The organism is Cellulomonas soli (assembly GCF_013409305.1).
GTDB lineage: Bacteria > Actinomycetota > Actinomycetes > Actinomycetales > Cellulomonadaceae > Cellulomonas > Cellulomonas soli.
On record NZ_JACBZJ010000001.1, the window covers coordinates 248201 to 265834 of the forward strand.

A 17634-nucleotide genomic window follows, 5' to 3' on the forward strand; every position below is an offset into this window, starting at 1 on the left:
ATCACGCGCCTCCGACCGGCGCCCCGCGCAGCACCGTGACGTGCCCGGAGACGGACGTGACCGACACGAAGCAGCCGCCGTCGCCCGTGCGCAGGTCGACCGTCCGGTGCCCGGGCGAACCGCCCTTGTACTCCTGACCGTCGACGACGAGCCGCCCGGAGACGGACTGCGCCTTGGCGTGCACCCCGGCGTCCTGCGGCAGCCGCACCGTGACGTCGCCCGAGACCGTCGAGGCGGTGACGGAGGACGTCGCCGAGGTGATGTCGAGCGCCAGCGCCCCGGACACCGTGTTGGCCTGCACGAGCGTGAGCTCGCCCGAGGCCGCGGTCTCGCCGGACACGGCGTTCAGCCGCAGGTCGCCGGTGTGGTCGCGGACGACGATCTCGCCGGAGACCGTGTTGGCGTTGAGCCGCCCCCGCGTGCCGTCGGTGACGACGGACCCGGAGACCGTCGACACCGAGGCGTCCTCCTGCACGCCGGCGAGCAGGCCGTCGCCGCTGACCGTGCCGACCCGGGCGCGCACGTGCCGTGGCACCGCGATGTGCACGTCGGTGCTGTCCTTGTCCCGGAAGTTGCGGAACCTCTCCAGGAAGCCCTCCCACCCGCCGAGCGTGAAGGCGTAGCCGACGCGCAGCTCGCCGTCGGACAGGCTGATCTCGAGGGGGCGCCCGTCGACCGCGTGCACCTCGATGCGCGTCCCCGGCTCGTCGTGCGCGACGACGTCGACGCGCCCGCCCACGAGCTGCACGCGCAGCTGCTGGACGGCGTCGACCTCGATGATCTGGGGGCCTGCGACTACCCAGGACTCGGTGGCCATGACTGCTCTCCGTTCGCGATATATCTCGTCTCCCTCAACACGATATATCGCGTTCCGGGACGCGGCAAGAGTCGTCGGGAGAGCCGCAGGGAGGCGGACGAGAGCGGTGCGACCCGCCGGCGTCAGGCCACCAGGCCCGCGCCCCGCAGCTCGACCGTCAGGTCGTGCGGGTTCGACGCGGTCGCGATCGCCTCGTCGAACGTGATGACGTCGTCACGCACGAGCTGGAAGAGGTGCTGGTCGAAGGTCTGCATCTTGTAGAAGTCGCCGTCACGGATCAGGTCGATCAGCGGCGGCCCGGCCTGCGGGTCCAGGATCGACTCGGCGGTGCGGCCCGTGTTGACCATCACCTCGATCACCGCGCGACGACCCGTCCCGTCCGACTTGCGCGCCAGGCGCTGCGAGACGATCCCCTTCAGGGCCTGCGCCAACGCCACACGCACCTGCTTCTGCTCGTGCGGCGGGAAGAAGTCGACGATGCGGTTGACCGTCTCCGGGGCGTCGATCGTGTGCAGCGTCGAGAGCACCAGGTGCCCGGTCTCGGCCGCCGAGAGCGCCGCCCGCACCGTCTCCACGTCACGCATCTCGCCGACCAGGATCACGTCGGGGTCCTGACGCAGCGCGGCCCGCAGTGCGACCGTGAAGTCCGCCGTGTCCTGACGCACCTCGCGCTGGGACACGATCGCCTTCTTGTCGTGGTGCAGGATCTCGATCGGGTCCTCGATCGTGACGATGTTGACCTCCCGGTAAGAGTTCACCAGGTCGACCATCGAGGCCAGCGTCGTCGTCTTGCCCGACCCGGTCGGACCCGTGACCAGCACCAGGCCGCGCGGCTCGAGCGCGAGCTCGCCGACGACCTCCGGCAGACCCAGCTCGGCCAGCGACTGCGCACCGACCGCCACCCGCCGGAAGACCATGCCGTACGTGCCGCGCGCCTGGTAGGCGTTCACCCGGAACCGTCCGACACCGGGGACCGAGTAGGCGAAGTCGGCCTCGTGCGTCAGCCGGAACTCCTCCACGAGGTCGTCGGGAAGCACCTCCTCGAGCATCCGCTCGGTGTCCGTGGGCCGCAGCTCGGGCACCTGCAGCTTGCGCAGGCGACCGTCGACCCGCACGCGCGGAGCCGACCCGACCTTCACGTGCAGGTCGGAACCACCCGTGCTCGCCAGGGCGTGCAGGAACGGGATGACGGACAGGCTCGGCTCGCTCACCTGGCAGATATCGGGTCGGCGCGCGCCGGACTTGAGCCCGCGAGCCCACCACGGACGTCGGGTGGCCGCGCATGTGGGACCATGGGAGCGAGTCCGGCGCATCGCACGGGCGCCGAAACCCGAGGAGACACGATGAGCAAGCGCGGTCGCAAGCGCCGTTCCCGCAAGGGCAACGCCGCCAACCACGGCAACCGTCCGAACGCCTGAGTAGCGTTCGTCACGGCACGAAGGGCCCGGTGCGCATCGCGCATCCGGGCCCTTCGCCGTTCTTCTCGCCGTCTCGCGGACGCAGCCGCTCGGGGTCGCCGTAGCTACTCGGGCAGGACCCCGCGCACGCGCAGCACCGTGATCCGCTCGTGGATCTTCACCCGCAGCTCGTCCGGGGCGACCTCCTGGCAGCCGCGCCGCACGACCGCCTTCATGACCCGCTCGACCTCGTGCTCCTCGAGGCAGCCCGTGCAGTGCGACAGGTGCGCGGAGACCACGTCCTGGTCGGGCGCGGTGAGCTCGGCGTCCAGGTACTCCCACAGCCGGTCCAACGCCTCGGGGCACCCGCAGTCGCTCGCCTGCGACGCGGCGTGCGCCGCCTGGCCCTGGCTGATCTGACCTTGGCTGATCTGACCCTGGCTCATCGTGCGCCCTCCGGTGCTGAAGGGGCCGCCGGCACCAACCCGCGGTCGCGGGCGTAGTCCGTCAGCAGCTCACGCAGCTGAGCACGACCGCGGTGCAGGCGGGACATCACCGTCCCGATCGGCGTCCCCATGATCTCGGCGATCTCCTTGTACGCGAAGCCCTCGACATCGGCGAGGTACACCGCGATCCGGAAGTCCTCGGGGATGCGCGCGAGCGCGTCCTTCACGTCGGAGTCCGGAAGATGGTCGAGCGCGACCGCCTCGGCGGAGCGCAGACCGGCCGAGGTGTGCGACTCGGCACGGGCCAGCTGCCAGTCCTCGATCTCCTCGGAGCGGGACTGCTGCGGCTCACGCTGCTTCTTGCGGTAGGTGTTGATGTAGGTGTTCGTCAGGATCCGGTACAGCCACGCCTTGAGGTTCGTGCCCGGCCGGTACTGGTGGAACGCCGCGAACGCCTTCGTGAACGTCTCCTGGACCAGGTCCTCGGCGTCCGACGGGTTCCGCGTCATGCGCAGGGCAGCGCCGTACAGCTGGTCCAGGTAGACCAGTGCCTCGGCCTCGAATCGCTCCGTCCGGGCCGCGTCGTCCTCGGCCTGCGGTGCGCGGTGCGTGTCCTCGCTCATCGTCGACGAGCCTAGCCCGCGCGGGCGTTCCAGTACGTCTGCCGTCACAGGCGGTCCAACAGCGGCGGCACGCCCGGCATTCCCTCGCGGCGTCAGCAGGGCGGCACTAGCGTGAGGCCATGACCGAGACCTCGTCCTCGACGTTCCTGCGGCTGCTGCGCGAGCAGATCGGCCACGAGTTCGACGCGCACCAGCAGTACGTGGCGATCGCCGTCTGGTTCGACGGTCAGGACCTGCCCCAGCTGGCGCGGCACTACTACCGCCAGGCGCTCGAGGAGCGCAACCACGCGATGATGATCGTGCGGTACCTGCTCGACCGTGACCTGCGCGTCGAGATCCCCGCGGGGAGCCCGGTCCGCAACGACTTCTCCACCGTCACCGAGCCGATCGCACTGGCGCTCGCGCAGGAGAAGCAGGTCACCGAGCAGATCGAGGCGATCTTCCGGGCCGCCCGCGCCGAGGACGACGCGCTCGGCGAGCAGTTCCTCCTGTGGTTCCTCAAGGAGCAGGTCGAGGAGGTCGCGTCCGCGAGCACGCTGCTCACGGTGGCACAGCGCGCCAAGGACAACCTCTTCGACCTCGAGAACTACGTCGCCCGCGAGACGATCGGGGACGGCGGGGAGTCCGCCGACGCCCCGTCCGCCGCCGGCGGGGCGATCTGAGGCCCGCCGTGCTGCTGCGCCGCGTCGCCCGCCCGCTGTTCGCCACCTGGTTCGTCGCCGAGGGCGTGGACGTCGTCCGCCACCCCGCGCCGCACGCGGACGAGATCCGCGCCACCCTCGCCCGCCTCCCCGCGGGCCTGCTGCCGCCCTCGTTCGACGCCGAGCCGACCGACGGCCAGCTGCGGCTCGCGGCCCGGGTGCACGGCGCTGCGCTCGCCGTCGCCGGGCTCATGGTCGTCGGTGGCAAGGCACCCCGCACGGCTGCGCTCGCGCTGGCCGCCCTCACGGCTCCGCTCGTCGTGGCGAACCTGCCCGACCGGAAGGGCGGTCACGACCGTGAGCAGCGGCGGAACCGTCGCGACCGGCTCGTCCAGGCCGTGACGTTCACCGGTGCAGCACTGCTCGTGGCCGCCGACCGGGAGGGACGGCCGGGCATCGCCTGGCGGGTCGAGCAGGCGCGCACCGCACGGGCCGACGCGCGCGACGCCACCTGAGCGACACCCACGCCTGCCGCTCCCCCGACCTGGCCCCGGAGTCGGCGCGCCCACGACGCGGCCACGGCGGACACCAGCCGGGGCACGACGGGACGCGGCGATAGCCTGACGCCATGACGACGCACGGTGCCGCCGACCCGACGACGACCACGTCCGGCACCAGGCCGGTGTGGTCGGCCCCCGGCGCCGACCACCCGCTCGACGCCCTCGTCGAGGTGCCCGGGTCGAAGTCGCTCACCAACCGCTACCTCGTCCTGGCCGCCCTCGCCGACTCGCCCAGCAGGTTGCGCGGGGCGCTGCGCTCGCGCGACACGCTGCTGATGGCGGACGCGCTCGGCCACCTCGGTGCCCGCGTCGACCAGGTCGACGGCGCCCCGGGCGACTGGCTCGTGACACCCGGCCCGGTGCACGGCGGGACGACGATCGCCTGCGGGCTCGCCGGCACGGTCATGCGCTTCCTGCCCGCCGTCGCGGCCCTCGCCGACGGCGACGTCAGGTTCGACGGCGACACGGAGGCGCTCGCCAGGCCCATGGGCCCCGTGCTCACCGCGCTGCGCACCCTGGGCGTCCGCGTCGACGAGCACGGCCAGGAGGGCCGGCTCCCCTTCACCGTGCACGGCCGAGGCGGGCTCGTCGGGGGGCACGTCGACGTCGACGCCTCCGGGTCGAGCCAGTTCGTCTCCGGCCTGCTGCTCGCCGCCGCCCGCTTCGAGCGCGGGCTGACGATCCGGCACACGGGCCCGACGCTGCCGAGCCTGCCGCACATCGAGATGACCGTCGCCGTCCTGCGTGCAGCCGGGGTGCAGGTCGACGACTCACGGCCGGCCATCTGGCAGGTCGCACCCGGGCCCGTCGCCGGACGCGACGTGCGCGTCGAGCCCGACCTGTCGAACGCCGCTCCCTTCCTGTGCGCCGCGCTCGTCGCCGGCGGCACCGTCCGGGTTCCGGGCTGGCCCACCAGCACCACCCAGCCGGGCGGCCTGCTGCCCGGGATCCTCACCCGCATGGGCGCGACGACCTCGCTCGACGGCGACGTGCTCTCGGTGTCCGGCACCGGGCAGGTGCACGGCCTCGACCTCGACCTGTCCGCGGCCGGCGAGCTCGCGCCGACCATCGCCGCCCTGGCCGCGCTCGCCGACTCCCCCACCCGCCTGCGCGGCATCGCCCACCTGCGCGGGCACGAGACCGACCGCCTCGCCGCCCTGGCGACCGAGATCACCCGGCTCGGCGGACGCGCCGAGCAGAGCGCGGACGGCCTCGTCATCACCCCGCAGCCGCTCACCGGCGCGGTGTGGCGCACGTACGCCGACCACAGGATGGCGACCGGAGGGGCCCTGATCGGGCTGCGCGTGCCCGGTGTGCGCGTCGAGGACGTCGCCACCACGGCCAAGACGATCCCGGACTTCGTGGGGCTGTGGACCGCGATGCTCGCCTCGCCCGCGGCCACCCCCGCACCGACCGACGCGGAGGTCGTCGGCTGATGCCGACGCGCCGGTACGACGAGCGGGACGTGCGGGTGCGCCCCGGCAAGGGGTCCCGTCCGCGCACCAAGCAGCGCCCCGAGCACGCCGACGCCGAGGTCGCCCTGGTCACCGCCGTCGATCGCGGCCGCTACACGGTGCTCGTCGACGCCGACGGTCCCGACGAGCGGCGTGCCGTGGCCATGAAGGCCCGTGAGCTCGGCCGCGAGCGCGTCGTGCCCGGCGACCTCGTGGACGTCGTCGGCGACACCTCGGGTGACGACGGGTCGCTCGCCCGCATCGTGCGGATCGGCCCTCGGCGCACCGTGCTGCGGCGCACCGCCGACGACACCGACCCGATCGAGCGCGTCATCGTCGCGAACGCCGACCAGCTCGTCGTCGTCACCGCCCTCGCCGACCCCGAACCGCGGACCCGGATGATCGACCGGTGCGTCGCCGCCGCCTACGACGCCCGCATGGACGTGCTGCTCGCCCTGACCAAGGCCGACCTCGCCGACGCGGGATGGCTCGTGGAGATGTACGCACCGATCGGCGTCCGGGTCGTGGTGACCCGCACGGATGCCGGTGGGGCTGCCGGTACCGCGGGCACCGTGCACGGGCTGGAGGCCGTCCTGGACGCGCTCGACGGTCGCACCTCGGTCCTCGTCGGGCACTCCGGCGTCGGGAAGTCCACCCTTGTCAACGCGCTCGTCCCGGACGCCGGACGGGCCATCGGGCGGGTCAACGACGTCACCGGCCGCGGCCGCCACACGTCCACCTCGGCGGTCGCCCTCCGCGTGCCCGGCACGCACGCGCCGACCTGGGTGATCGACACCCCCGGGGTGCGTTCCTTCGGCTTGGCGCACGTCGACCCGCAGCACCTCATCGGCGCGTTCGCCGACCTGGCCGCCGTCAGCGAGGAGTGCCCGCGAGGCTGCACCCACGCGACAGACTCCCCCGACTGCCTGCTCGACACCTGGGTCGCCGACGCCCCGGGGGCCACCGTGCACGACGCACGCGCCGCCCGGGTCGCCTCGTTCCGACGCCTGCTCGCGAGCCGCCTGGGCACACCTGACGGCGACCCGCGCGAGACCGGCGGCCCCGCCCTCCCCTGACCTGCCCGGACGAGCCGCTAGCGTGGCGGGCATGAGCCTGCGACCCGGGTACGACGACGACCTTCGCCTCGCGCACGTGATCGCCGACCAGGTCGACGCCCTCACGCTCAGCCGCTTCAAGGCCCTCGACCTGCGTGTCGAGACCAAGCCGGACCTGACCCCGGTCTCGGACGCCGACCGCAGCGCCGAGGAGCTGGTGCGCGCCCAGCTCTCGCGCGCCAGGCCGCGCGACGCCGTGCACGGCGAGGAGCTGGCCGACACGGGGCACGGGCCGCGCCGGTGGGTGATCGACCCGATCGACGGGACCAAGAACTTCGTGCGGGGCGTGCCCGTCTGGGCCACGCTCATCGCGCTCCTCGACGGCGACAAGGTCGTCATCGGCCTGGTCAGCGCACCGGCTCTCGGACGCCGGTGGTGGGCCGCTCAGGGCTCGGGCGCCTGGACGGGCAAGTCCCTGGCGGCCGCCTCACGCCTGCGGGTCTCGGCGGTCGACCGCCTGCAGGACGCGTCGCTGTCGTACTCGAGCCTGACCGGCTGGGAGGAGCGCGGCCGCCTCGAGGAGTTCCTCGGCCTGACCCGCCAGGTGTGGCGTACCCGCGCCTACGGCGACTTCTGGTCGCACATGCTGGTCGCCGAGGGCGCCGTGGACCTCGCCGCCGAGCCGGAGCTGTCGCTGCACGACATGGCCGCGCTCGTGCCGATCGTCACGGAGGCCGGGGGGACCTTCACCTCGGTCACCGGCGTGCCCGGTCCCTTCGGTGGGTCGGCCCTGGTCAGCAACGGCCTGCTGCACGACGCGGCGCTGGCGATCCTGGACCCGCTGCCGGCGCTCTGACCGGCCGACCACTGCGACGTCCGGTGCCGTCCGGCCATCGCGGCACGGTCGGCGTCGAGGTGGTGCTCAGCGCGGGATCGCGCCGATCTCCGAGACGTCGTACCAGAGCAGGTCCCGCTCGCCGAGACGCTCGACGGCTGCCTCGTCACCGGTCAGGGCGTCGGCCACGTCCGCCGATGCCGAGGGCTCGTCGACGTGCACGCAGGCCACCCAGCCCCGCGGCACCACTCCGAGCAGCTGCACGGCGCTGGCCGCCACGAACGGGCCGGCGGTCTCGTCGGGCTCGCCGAGGAGCACGTCCGGGACGTCGGCCGAGACCACGAGCCGCAGCTGGGGGGCGTGCGGGGCTGCGGCCACCAGCAGGAGCGAGTCGTCCGCGGCCGCCAGCTGGGCGGCGAACTCGAGGCCTTCCTCGTCCTCCTCGGGCAGTGCCGCGCGCAACGACGGGGTCACCGCATGGGCTCGTCGGGTCCCGAGCGAGGTCCGGGTGTCGAGCTCGTCCAGCGTGGCCGGCAGGTAGATGCGCACGGCACCATCTTGCCGTGCGGTGCACATGCCGAGGACGGACCCCGCCCGGGGTGTCACCGCACCGTCCGGTGGCGCCGCGAACGCGCGTGCGTGCGGCGGCGCGGCAGCTCTCGGCACGGCAGCTCCCGGCTCACCGACCGGCGCCGACCAGCCCTGCCCTGCCGGTGTCGGCCGCCGGCGCCGGCTCGTCGGTCTGCGCGTGCCCGACCGCAACCCCGCCGGGCACCGCGCCGAGCACCGCAGCGATCCCCGCGATCGCCCGCCGCGCCGGGGAGCCGGGTGCGACCTCGCGCAGCAGCCGCGCCTCGAGCAGCGCCGCGTCGGTCGCGGCCCTGTCCTCGGGCACCAGCACCGCGTCGGTGACGCCCGCGTAGCGGGCGAGCGCCTGCTGCACCGCCTCCGCCGGACGTGGGCCGGCAGCGGACGCACGGACGCGGTTGACCACCACGACGCGCTGCTGACCGAGCCCGAGGTCGGTCAGCTCGCCCAGCGCGCGCACGAGCCGCTGGATGCCCACCGGGTCACCCGTACCGACGACGAGCACGACGTCGGCAGCCTCCAGCGCGCTGAGGGTCGCGGCGTTGCGTCGAGGCGCCCGGGTGTCGTACGACAGCATCTCGTCCTGCTCGAGGCAGAACCCGCAGTCGACGACCGTCCACGCCGCGAGCCGTCGCGCGAACGACCACACGACGTCGAGCGCAGGTCCGGACAGCTCGGGCCACCGGTCGGCGCGGGAGATGCCGGACAGCACGCGCAGCTCCGGGCCGAGCAGCGGTGACACGCGAGCCAGGGTCGGCAGGTCGAGGGTGCCCTGCGCAGCGGCTCTCGCGGCCGCGGCCAGCCCCGGCGCCTCGTCGAGCAGGCCGACGACCTGGCCGATGGTCCCGCCGTAGGTGTCGGCGTCGACCAGCAGCGTCTTGTGCCCGGAGGCCGCCAGCTCCCCGGCGACGTTGACGGCCAGCGTCGTCCGCCCGGGCGCCCCGGTCGGCCCCCAGACCGCCAGGACCGCACCGGACGCCGGAGCAGCCTCGGGGACGGCGGGTTCGTGGCTCCCCGTGGCCCGGCGCGGCTCGGGTGCCACCACGGCGGCGGCAGGGTCGTCGAGCACCGCGAGGACGTCCCGGACGACCCCGGCCGCACCTGCCTGGTCCGCCGGGGCATCGACGACCAGGTCCGCACCCCACGCGGCGAGCAGCTCGCCGTGCCTTGGTCGGGCGGGATCCCGGACACCGACGACGCGCACGCCGCACCGGTGCAGGGTGTCGACCGACTCGCGGTCGAGCAGCTCCAGGTCCGCGGAGACCACTGCGAGCCGGCCCAGACCGGCCTCTGCGGCCGCGAGCAGCTCGCTCAGGTCGGCGCAGCGCCGGGTGACGCTCAGCCGCCCGGCGGCACCTTCGACCGCCTGGACGATGCTGGCCTCGGCCGCACCGGTGACCGCGCACAGGACGCCGATGCTCATCTCAGCCTCCCGTCCCCGGCACCGGCACGACGTCGACGGTGCCGTCGGACGCCAGCGCCGCGAGCACCGCGGAGAGCAGGTCGCCGGGCACGAGCACGTGCACGACGGTGGCGCCGCTGCCGGCGAGCGCACCGCTCGGGCGATCGACCTGGGCCACGGTCAGACCCGCGGCGAGCGACCGGGGTCCGTCGGGGGCGACCGCACCCGACGCGTCCAGGGAGGCCTCCGTCGGCGGGACGAACCAGAGGTCGACCTGCGACCCGACGACCATCCCGTCCGAGGGCGCCACCGAGACGGGCACGGCGACGGGGCGCACGTCGAGGTCGTCCTGCGTCCCGAGCGCCGCACGGGGTACGAGCTCACCGTCCCCGACCACGCGGACGACGACGGCATCGGTCGGGAGCGGCTCGTCGGCCGAGAGGTAGCCGTCCAGGCCGACCGTGCCGAGCCGCACGTCCACGACGGCGAGCCGGTCCGCAGCGACCGCCTCCCCCGGGACGAGGGCCCCGCGGGCGACGTACACCGGGACCGTCGCCTGGGCCGTGCGGACCGCCCACGAGCCGAGCGCGACCGACGCGGCGACCATCGCCAGCCCCGCCAGGAGCCTCGGATCACGCCATCCGGGCCGCCTCAGACGCACCGCCACCGGTGCGGGCAGCTCCAGCACGCTCGTGTCCATCGGCTTCCTCTCCTCGGGTGCCACCATCCTGCCGGGAACAAGTCGGACAAGACGGTCACCCGGAGCATTGTGGACGACGGGGTGGGCGCGCCACCTCGTGCCAGACTGCGGGCATGTCCCCGCGGTTCCTGACACTCGCCGACGTCACGGAGATCCTGAACATCTCGGGACCCCAGGCCTACGCACTGGTCCGCACGGGTGAGCTGCCCGCGATCCAGATCGGCGGGCGCAACCAGTGGCGCGTCGAGCAGACCGAGCTCGAGTCGTACATCCAGCGGATGTACGAGCAGACGCGGGCGCGCATCGCCGCGGACTCCGACGGCGGCGCGGGCACCGCGGGCTGAGCCCGCCGCACCGCGGCGCGACGGACGGAGCGCCGATCAGAGGGTCGAGACGACCCGCAACGCGGTGAACGGCACGGCCAACGGGGTGCTGCGACGCAGCTCCTCGCCCACGGACAGGTCGACGTGGTCGGAGCCGACGCGCTCGACCCGCCCGAGCCAGCAGCGCCCCGCGACGTCGACCCGGACCGCCGCACGGTCTCGTGCGAGCGCGCGCAGGGCGTGACCCAGGCCGATGCGCGCCTCGACCTGCCCCGGCGCGGGCGCGACGTGCGGGTCGAGCCCCGCGACCGCGACGAGCGTCGCGGTCGGCACCAGCGCCCGCCGCACCGCTGAGGTCGCGAGCAGCAGCCACTCGCGCGTCGCGTCGAGCAGCACGCCCTCGACCGGGTCGACCCCGTCGACCTCGAGCCGGAGCTCGCGACCGAGGGCGGCTCGCAGCCGGTCCGCGAGGAGGATCCCGGCGCGTTCCGCACGGACCAGGTCGGCGACCTCGGCACGGGCATCGGCCATCCGCGACGCCCGGATCTGGCCCTCGAAGTCGTCGAACAGCTGCTCCCATCGCACCACGTCACGGTAGAGGCACAGGACCGATATCCACAGATCTGTCCGAGTTGTCCGATTTACTGGACACAGTGCGTCGCGAGCCTGTACACCTAGCGCATCCAATCTTCATCAAACGACATCAAACGACATGATCGGGGACCGTGAGTGGACCAGGAGCGGACTCGCCGGCTCGGCGGAACAGTCGGCCTGCTGTGCGGCACGGCAGCCGCGGCGGCCCTCACGGTGCTGCTCGCGGACCGAACCCTCGCGGCACTTCCCGCAGGCGGTGCGACCCGGGTCGAGGACCTCGTGGCGGTCACCGTCACCGGCGCGGGCACCGCCGTCGCGGCCTGGCTGACGCTCTCCACCGGGCTGGCCCTGCTGTGCGCGCTCGTCCGGCTGGCCGGACGGACCTGGCGGTCCGGCGAGGCCGCCGTGCACCGGACGGCACCCGTCGTCGTGCGCCGTGCCCTCACGCTCGCCATCACCACCGGGGTGGGTCTGGGCCTGGCCACCGGCGCACAGGCTGCAACTCCCCCGACCGTCACGCCCACCACGGCGACGGCGACGAGCAACGCCTCGGCGGTGACCGCCGCCCCGGACGACCTCGGCTGGGCTCCGACCTCGCGGTCGGCCGGCGCGACCGAGACGCCCGAGACTCCCGCGCCGCCCGAGACGCCCGCGACCGTGACACGGGTCTCCGCGACCACCACGCCACGCGCCGACGCGGCACCGCCGGACACGACCTGGCAGCCGACCGACCAGGTCGCTCCCGCGCCGACCGTGCCGAGCGCGCCCGCCTCGACGGTGGCGAGCACCGCGTCCTCTCTCCCCGCCCTGCCACCGGACCCGACGACGGCCGTCGTCCCCGCGGAGGTCGTCGTCGCCCAGGGCGACAGCCTCTGGGACATCGCCGCCGAGCACCTGCCGGCCGGAGCGACCGACACAGAGATCGCCGCCGCCTGGCCCCTGTGGTTCGAGGCCAACCGTGGGGTCATCGGCGACGACCCCGACCTGCTGCAACCCGGGCAGCACCTGCACGCCCCCACGACCCTGACCAGCACCGACGCCCCGACGGAGGCCACCCGATGAGCACGCAGACACTCGAGCACGAGCCCGGTCCCGTCGAGCGCGCGCTCTCCGGGACCCCGTCCGGGCGCAACGCACGCGGTGACGTCGTGCGGGACCCCGGTGCTGCACCGAGCCGCCGTGGCACCGCCGGCTCACGACCCACGGCGCCCGCCGGCCCGCCCGGACAACCGGCACCGCGGACGCCGCGCGAGCGCCCTCGTGCCGGAAGCACCCCGGGGCCGGGCGGCCCGCGGGCGCACCTCCTGCCCGCCGAGGTCCTCGCCCCCATCCCCACCGCGACGCACCCGGCGTACACCGTCCCGCAGACGTTGGGCGCTCGCATCGACGCGTTGCGGGCCGTCGACCGCTCGACGGTCGTGGAGGCGTCCGACGAGCCGCGCGGGCCCGTCCCTGCCGGCGACCTGCGCCGCACGTCCGGCGCCGTGGCGCATGCGGTGCTCGAGGTGCTGGCCGGCACCCGGCCGCTCGCTCAGCTCGCCCGCTGGGTGACCCCCGGCGTGTACGAGGCATTGCGGGCGCGCACCGTGCTGACCGTGCGGGTGCTCGGCACGGGTACCGGTCGTCGCCCCCTGGTCCGCCAGGTCCGGGTCTGCGCGGTGGACCCCCACGTCGCCGAGGCGACGGTCGTGGCGCACGACGGTCGTCGCGTCCGTGCCGTGGCCCTGCGCCTCGAGACGCACCGCGGAGCCTGGCGCGTGACCGCGCTCGAGGTCGGCTGAACGAGCAGACCCCCACGCGCCTTGGCGGATTCTCGGGGTCCTCGCAACACCTGGTGGCCTACGTGGTCGTCAGTAGATCACGCAGGCGCTCGGCTGGGGTGCCCCAGTCGAGCGTCTTGCGTGGTCGGGCGTTGAGCTGTTGAGCGACGTGCTCGAGGTCGGCCGGTGAGTGGACGGACAGGTCGGTGCCCTTGGGGAAGTACTGGCGCAGCAGACCGTTGGTGTTCTCGTTCGACCCGCGCTGCCAGGGCGAGTGCGGGTCGCAGAAGTAGACCGGGACCCCGGTCGCGATGCTGAACTGCTGGTGGGCGGCCATCTCACAGCCCTGGTCCCAGGTCAGCGACCCGCGCAGGTGCGCCGGCAGAGACCCGATCAGCGGGACCAGCACATCGCGGACCTCTTCGGCGGTGTGCCCGCCGGGCAGGTGCCCGAGCATCACGTAACGGGTCGAGCGCTCGACCAGGGTCACGATCGCCGAGCGCGACCCCGTCCCGACGATCAGGTCGCCCTCCCAGTGCCCGGGCACCGCCCGGTCGGCGACCTCGGCCGGCCGCTCGGAGATCATCACCATCTCATCGACGAACCGAGGCGTGCGCTGCTCGGGCGCCCGGTGGGGCTTGCGGCGGGTGCGCCCGGTGCGCAGCGCGTCGGCGACCTCCCGGCGCAAACCGCCGCGGGCCTGGACGTAGATCGCCTGGTAGATCGTCTCCACGCTCACCCGCATGCTCTCGTCGTCCGGGAACTCCCGGACCAGAGCGTGACAGATCTGCTCGGGAGACCACTGCTCGGCAAGCCTGCCCGCGACGTAGTCACGCAGGCGACCGTGCCGGGCGAGCTTGGCCTGCCGGGGCCGCGACCTGCCCGAGGCCCACGACCGGTGCGCGCGGTGCGGAAGGTAGATGCCGTCGACGGACCTGGCGCTGATCTCACGCATGATCGTGGACGCGGGCCGACCCAGTGCCCGCCCGATCGCGCGAAACGACTCACCTCGACGGCGCAGATCGGCGATCTGCTCACGCTCGACCAGGGTCAGGAACCGAGGGTGCAGCACGGCCTCCACGACGGCCATCGACGGCCCGATCGGCGGGGTGACCGCCGTGGTCTCACCGGTGCGGTAGTCCACCTTCCGGCCGTCGGGATAGATCCGGGTATGACCTCGCGAGAGCACGCCCCGATCCCAGTCCCGAGCAGTGCGCACGTGCACGCTGACACGCCGAGCGGCCTGCCGTCGGCTGACTCCCTGAGCGCGCAACCGTTCGTACTCCGCCCGACCAGGATGCCCACCCCGGCCGCCAGTGCCTGTCCCGCGGAGACCGGCCTTGCGCACCCACCCGAACGCCGTGTTCAGATTCACCCCGACCTCACGCGCAGCGGCCGAGACGTTCCCCTCCTCCACCGCGAGGGCCGCGAAGAACAACCCCTTCAACTCCAACGACGACACGATCCCCGCAACTCCCTGAAACTCAGGGTGTTGCGGGGATCGCTAGAACCCGCCCTTGCGGTGCGGGGGGTCTGCTTCGTGCTGACGGGCGGTCGGGCCCGAGGGCTCAGCGCTTGCGCTGCTGCTTGGCCGCCTTGCGTCGAGCCTCACGGTTGCTGCTCGCATCGCCGTCCGCGGGGCTCGCGGCAGGACGCGCCGCACCGTCACCTCGACGGGTCTCGACGCCGCCGTCCTCGTTCGGCGCCGAGTACTGCAGAGGGGCTCGCTGCTCGGGACCGTCGATGCCCTTGGCGACCAGCCGTCCGGGCACCGGGCCGTCGCTCACCGAACGCGGTCGTGCGGCTGCCGCGGCCGCACCGGCCGCCGCCTGCGCAGCGGACTCCGCCGTGACCGCCGGCGTCTCCTCGGTCGTCTCAGGCTCGGCGACCTTCACCTCGAGGTTGAAGAGGTACCCGACCGTCTCCTCCTTGATGGCGTCGGTCATCGCGCCGAACAACTGGAACCCCTCACGCTGGTACTCCACGAGCGGGTCGCGCTGGGCCATCGCCCGCAGGCCGATGCCCTCCTTGAGGTAGTCCATCTCGTAGAGGTGCTCGCGCCACTTGCGGTCCAGGACCGAGAGCGTGACGCGACGCTCGAGCTGGCGCATGTTCTCCGCGCCGATGCTCGTCTCACGCTCCGCGTAGGCGTGCTCGGCGTCGGAGAGGACCTCACGCTCGATGAGGTCGGCGGACAGCCGCGTGACGCCCCCGGCCTGCTCGACGACCTCCTCGACCGTGATGCTGACCGGGAAGACGGCCTTGAGCGCCGTCCACAGCGCCTCGAGGTCCCACTCCTCCGGCGTGCCGGTGCTCGTCGCCGCCGTCACGTAGTCCTTCACGACATCGGTGCGGAAGTGGCCGACCTGCACCTGCAGGTCCTCGCCCTCGAGCACACGACGACGCTCGTCGTAGATGACGGTGCGCTGACGCGAGAGGACGTCGTCGTACTTGAGGACGTTCTTGCGGATCTCGAAGTTGCGTGCCTCGACCTGCGACTGCGCGGACTGGATGCCGCGGGTCACGATCTTCGACTCGAGCGGCATGTCGTCGGGGAACCCGGCACGAGTCATCATCGACTCAGCCAGACCCGAGTTGAACAGGCGCATGAGGTCGTCCTGCATCGACAGGTAGAACCGGGACTCGCCCGGGTCGCCCTGGCGACCGGAACGGCCACGCAACTGGTTGTCGATGCGGCGCGACTCGTGGCGCTCGGTGCCCAGCACGTACAGCCCGCCGAGCTCGACGACCTCGTCGTGCTCGGCCTTGACCGCCTCCTTCGCACGCTCGAGCGCCTCGGGCCAGGCGGCCTCGTACTCCTCCGCGTTCTCCGCCGGCTCGAGCCCGCGCGCGGCCAGGTCGGCCACCGCCATGAACTCGGCGTTTCCGCCCAGCATGATGTCGGTACCGCGGCCGGCCATGTTGGTCGCGACCGTCACCGCGCCCTTGCGCCCCGCCTGCGCCACGATCGCGGCCTCACGGGCGTGCTGCTTGGCGTTGAGGACCTCGTGCGGCACACCCTGCTTCTTCAGCTTGGCGGACAGCAGCTCGCTCTTCTCGACGCTCGTCGTGCCGACCAGCACCGGCTGACCCTGCGCGTGCCGCTCGACGATGTCGGCGACCACGGCGTCGAACTTGCCGTCCTCGTTCTTGTAGACGAAGTCCTTCTGGTCGATGCGCTGCATCGCACGGTTCGTCGGGATGGGCACCACGCCGAGCTTGTAGGTGCCCTGGAACTCGGCGGCCTCGGTCTCGGCCGTGCCGGTCATGCCGGCGAGCTTGCCGTACAGGCGGAAGTAGTTCTGCAGCGTGATCGTGGCGAGCGTCTGGTTCTCGGCCTTGATCGTCACGCCCTCCTTGGCCTCGATGGCCTGGTGCATGCCCTCGTTGTAGCGGCGGCCCGGGAGGACGCGGCCGGTGTGCTCGTCGACGATGAGCACCTCGCCGCGGTCGACGATGTAGTCCTTGTCGCGCCGGAAGAGCTCCTTGGCCTTGATGGCGTTGTTGAGGAACCCGATGAGCGGCGTGTTCAGCGACTCGTAGAGGTTGTCGATGCCGAGGTAGTCCTCGACGCGCTCGATGCCCGGCTCCAGGACACCGACGGTGCGCTTCTTCTCGTCGACCTCGTAGTCACGCTCGGGCTGCAGGCGACGCACGACCTTGGCGAACTCGGCGTACCAGCGGTTCGCGTCGCCTGACGCGGGGCCGGAGATGATCAGCGGGGTGCGGGCCTCGTCGATGAGGATCGAGTCGACCTCGTCGACGATGGCGAAGTGGTGGCCGCGCTGCACCAGGTCGTCCGTCGTCCACGCCATGTTGTCGCGCAGGTAGTCGAAGCCGAACTCGTTGTTGGTCCCGTAGGTGATGTCGGCCGCGTACTGCACGCGTCGCTCAGCCGGGGTCTGACCGCCCAGCACGACGCCGGTGCTCAGTCCGAGGAACCGGTACACGCGCCCCATGAGCTCGGCCTGGTAGCCGGCGAGGTAGTCGTTGACCGTGACGACGTGCACGCCCTTGCCGGTGAGCGCGTTGAGGTAGGCCGGTGCGGTGGCGACCAGCGTCTTGCCCTCGCCGGTCTTCATCTCGGCGATGTTGCCCAGGTGGAGCGCGGCACCGCCCATGAGCTGGACGTCGAAGTGGCGCTGACCGAGCGTGCGACGCGCGGCCTCGCGCACCGACGCGAACGCCTCGGGCAGCAGGTCGTCGACCGACTCGCCGTCGGCCAGCCGCGCCTTGAACCGGTCGGTCTCCTCGCGCAGCTCCGCGTCCGACAGGGCGAGGAAGCTGTCCTCGAGGGCGTTCACCTGCTCGGCGAGACCCGACAGCTTCTTGAGGATCCGGCCCTCGCCGAGTCGCAGGACCTTCTCGAGGATCGCAGGCACGCAAGACTCCCGACATGTGTTCGCACCCCGGGCGCGCGCGGCGACGGAGCAGCTGGC

General features: G+C 73.1%; 19 protein-coding genes. 9 read left to right on the top strand and 10 right to left on the bottom strand.

The genetic code is table 11. The features are described 5' to 3' along the window. Position 1 precedes the first annotated feature (1 nt). Together BKA22_RS01205 and BKA22_RS01210 are read right to left on the bottom strand one after the other, a co-directional pair. Positions 2–817, bottom strand: coding sequence for a DUF4097 family beta strand repeat-containing protein (locus BKA22_RS01205; protein WP_146954814.1), 816 nt, complete (start codon positions 815–817; stop codon positions 2–4). Between the two features lie 122 nt (positions 818–939). Further along, on the bottom strand, positions 940–2028 hold the full coding sequence (locus tag BKA22_RS01210) for a type IV pilus twitching motility protein PilT (protein WP_223203762.1): 1089 nt from the start codon (positions 2026–2028) through the stop codon (positions 940–942). A gap of 132 nt (positions 2029–2160) precedes the next feature. Between BKA22_RS01210 and BKA22_RS20475 the strand changes: the two genes are divergently transcribed. Further along, entirely contained in the window at positions 2161–2235 is a 75-nt protein-coding gene (locus BKA22_RS20475; RefSeq protein WP_371863679.1) for a 50S ribosomal protein bL37, read from the top strand. 104 nt (positions 2236–2339) lie between these two features. On the opposite strand, the gene rsrA is transcribed toward BKA22_RS20475, so the two are convergent. Beyond that, entirely contained in the window at positions 2340–2660 is a 321-nt protein-coding gene (gene rsrA / locus BKA22_RS01215; protein ID WP_146954816.1) for a mycothiol system anti-sigma-R factor, read from the bottom strand. Continuing rightward, positions 2657–3331 (bottom strand): sigma-70 family RNA polymerase sigma factor, encoded by a 675-nt coding sequence (locus tag BKA22_RS01220; protein ID WP_371863678.1) that lies wholly within the window; start codon positions 3329–3331, stop codon positions 2657–2659. Before BKA22_RS01220 ends, rsrA begins: the two co-directional genes overlap by 4 nt. Before the next feature lie 71 nt (positions 3332–3402). Here BKA22_RS01220 and BKA22_RS01225 point away from each other — a divergent pair, with 71 nt between their 5' ends. The 5 genes from BKA22_RS01225 to hisN all read left to right on the top strand — a co-directional run bounded on the left by BKA22_RS01225 (position 3403) and on the right by hisN (position 7849). Further along, a complete protein-coding gene (locus BKA22_RS01225; protein WP_146954818.1) occupies positions 3403–3945 on the top strand; it encodes a ferritin in 543 nt (180 codons plus the stop codon). 8 nt (positions 3946–3953) lie between these two features. Then, a complete protein-coding gene (locus tag BKA22_RS01230; protein WP_146954819.1) occupies positions 3954–4439 on the top strand; it encodes a DoxX family membrane protein in 486 nt (161 codons plus the stop codon). Positions 4440–4552: 113 nt separating this feature from the next. After that, positions 4553–5920, top strand: coding sequence for a 3-phosphoshikimate 1-carboxyvinyltransferase (gene aroA / locus BKA22_RS01235; RefSeq protein ID WP_146954820.1), 1368 nt, complete (start codon positions 4553–4555; stop codon positions 5918–5920). Then, the gene (gene rsgA / locus BKA22_RS01240) at positions 5920–7014 is read left to right on the top strand and encodes a ribosome small subunit-dependent GTPase A (protein ID WP_146954821.1); all 1095 of its coding nucleotides are present in this window, start codon (positions 5920–5922) and stop codon (positions 7012–7014) included. Before aroA ends, rsgA begins: the two co-directional genes overlap by 1 nt. Positions 7015–7045: 31 nt before the next feature. Continuing rightward, a complete protein-coding gene (hisN, locus tag BKA22_RS01245; RefSeq protein ID WP_146954822.1) occupies positions 7046–7849 on the top strand; it encodes a histidinol-phosphatase in 804 nt (267 codons plus the stop codon). Positions 7850–7915: 66 nt separating this feature from the next. On the opposite strand, the gene BKA22_RS01250 is transcribed toward hisN, so the two are convergent. From BKA22_RS01250 to BKA22_RS01260, 3 genes are all read right to left on the bottom strand, one after another. Continuing rightward, positions 7916–8377, bottom strand: a complete 462-nt coding sequence (locus BKA22_RS01250) for a DUF6912 family protein (protein WP_146954823.1) — start codon at positions 8375–8377, stop codon at positions 7916–7918. A 130-nt stretch (positions 8378–8507) separates the two neighbouring features. Beyond that, positions 8508–9839 carry a CpaE/TadZ family protein gene (locus BKA22_RS01255; protein ID WP_146954824.1) on the bottom strand — a complete coding sequence of 444 codons (1332 nt, stop codon included), beginning with the start codon at positions 9837–9839 and terminating at the stop codon, positions 8508–8510. Between the two features lies 1 nt (position 9840). Beyond that, positions 9841–10518, bottom strand: coding sequence for a hypothetical protein (locus BKA22_RS01260; RefSeq protein ID WP_146954825.1), 678 nt, complete (start codon positions 10516–10518; stop codon positions 9841–9843). Between the two features lie 113 nt (positions 10519–10631). Here BKA22_RS01260 and BKA22_RS01265 point away from each other — a divergent pair, with 113 nt between their 5' ends. Further along, a complete protein-coding gene (locus BKA22_RS01265) occupies positions 10632–10862 on the top strand; it encodes a helix-turn-helix domain-containing protein (RefSeq protein WP_146954826.1) in 231 nt (76 codons plus the stop codon). Positions 10863–10898: 36 nt separating this feature from the next. Here BKA22_RS01265 and BKA22_RS01270 read toward each other — a convergent pair whose 3' ends face one another. Beyond that, positions 10899–11426: a hypothetical protein gene (locus BKA22_RS01270; RefSeq protein ID WP_146954827.1), complete on the bottom strand. Its 528-nt coding sequence runs from the start codon at positions 11424–11426 to the stop codon at positions 10899–10901. A gap of 144 nt (positions 11427–11570) precedes the next feature. On the opposite strand from BKA22_RS01270, the gene BKA22_RS20225 reads away from it, so the two are divergent. Continuing rightward, positions 11571–12497, top strand: a complete 927-nt coding sequence (locus BKA22_RS20225) for a LysM peptidoglycan-binding domain-containing protein (RefSeq protein WP_146954828.1) — start codon at positions 11571–11573, stop codon at positions 12495–12497. Continuing rightward, positions 12494–13216 carry an Rv3235 family protein gene (locus tag BKA22_RS01280; protein ID WP_146954829.1) on the top strand — a complete coding sequence of 241 codons (723 nt, stop codon included), beginning with the start codon at positions 12494–12496 and terminating at the stop codon, positions 13214–13216. The genes BKA22_RS20225 and BKA22_RS01280 overlap by 4 nt, the downstream gene beginning before the upstream one ends. 58 nt (positions 13217–13274) lie before the next feature. Here BKA22_RS01280 and BKA22_RS01285 read toward each other — a convergent pair whose 3' ends face one another. Then, entirely contained in the window at positions 13275–14468 is a 1194-nt protein-coding gene (locus BKA22_RS01285) for an IS30 family transposase (RefSeq protein ID WP_146954894.1), read from the bottom strand. A gap of 295 nt (positions 14469–14763) precedes the next feature. After that, on the bottom strand, positions 14764–17577 hold the full coding sequence (gene secA / locus BKA22_RS01290) for a preprotein translocase subunit SecA (RefSeq protein ID WP_146951090.1): 2814 nt from the start codon (positions 17575–17577) through the stop codon (positions 14764–14766). Positions 17578–17634 lie beyond the last annotated feature (57 nt).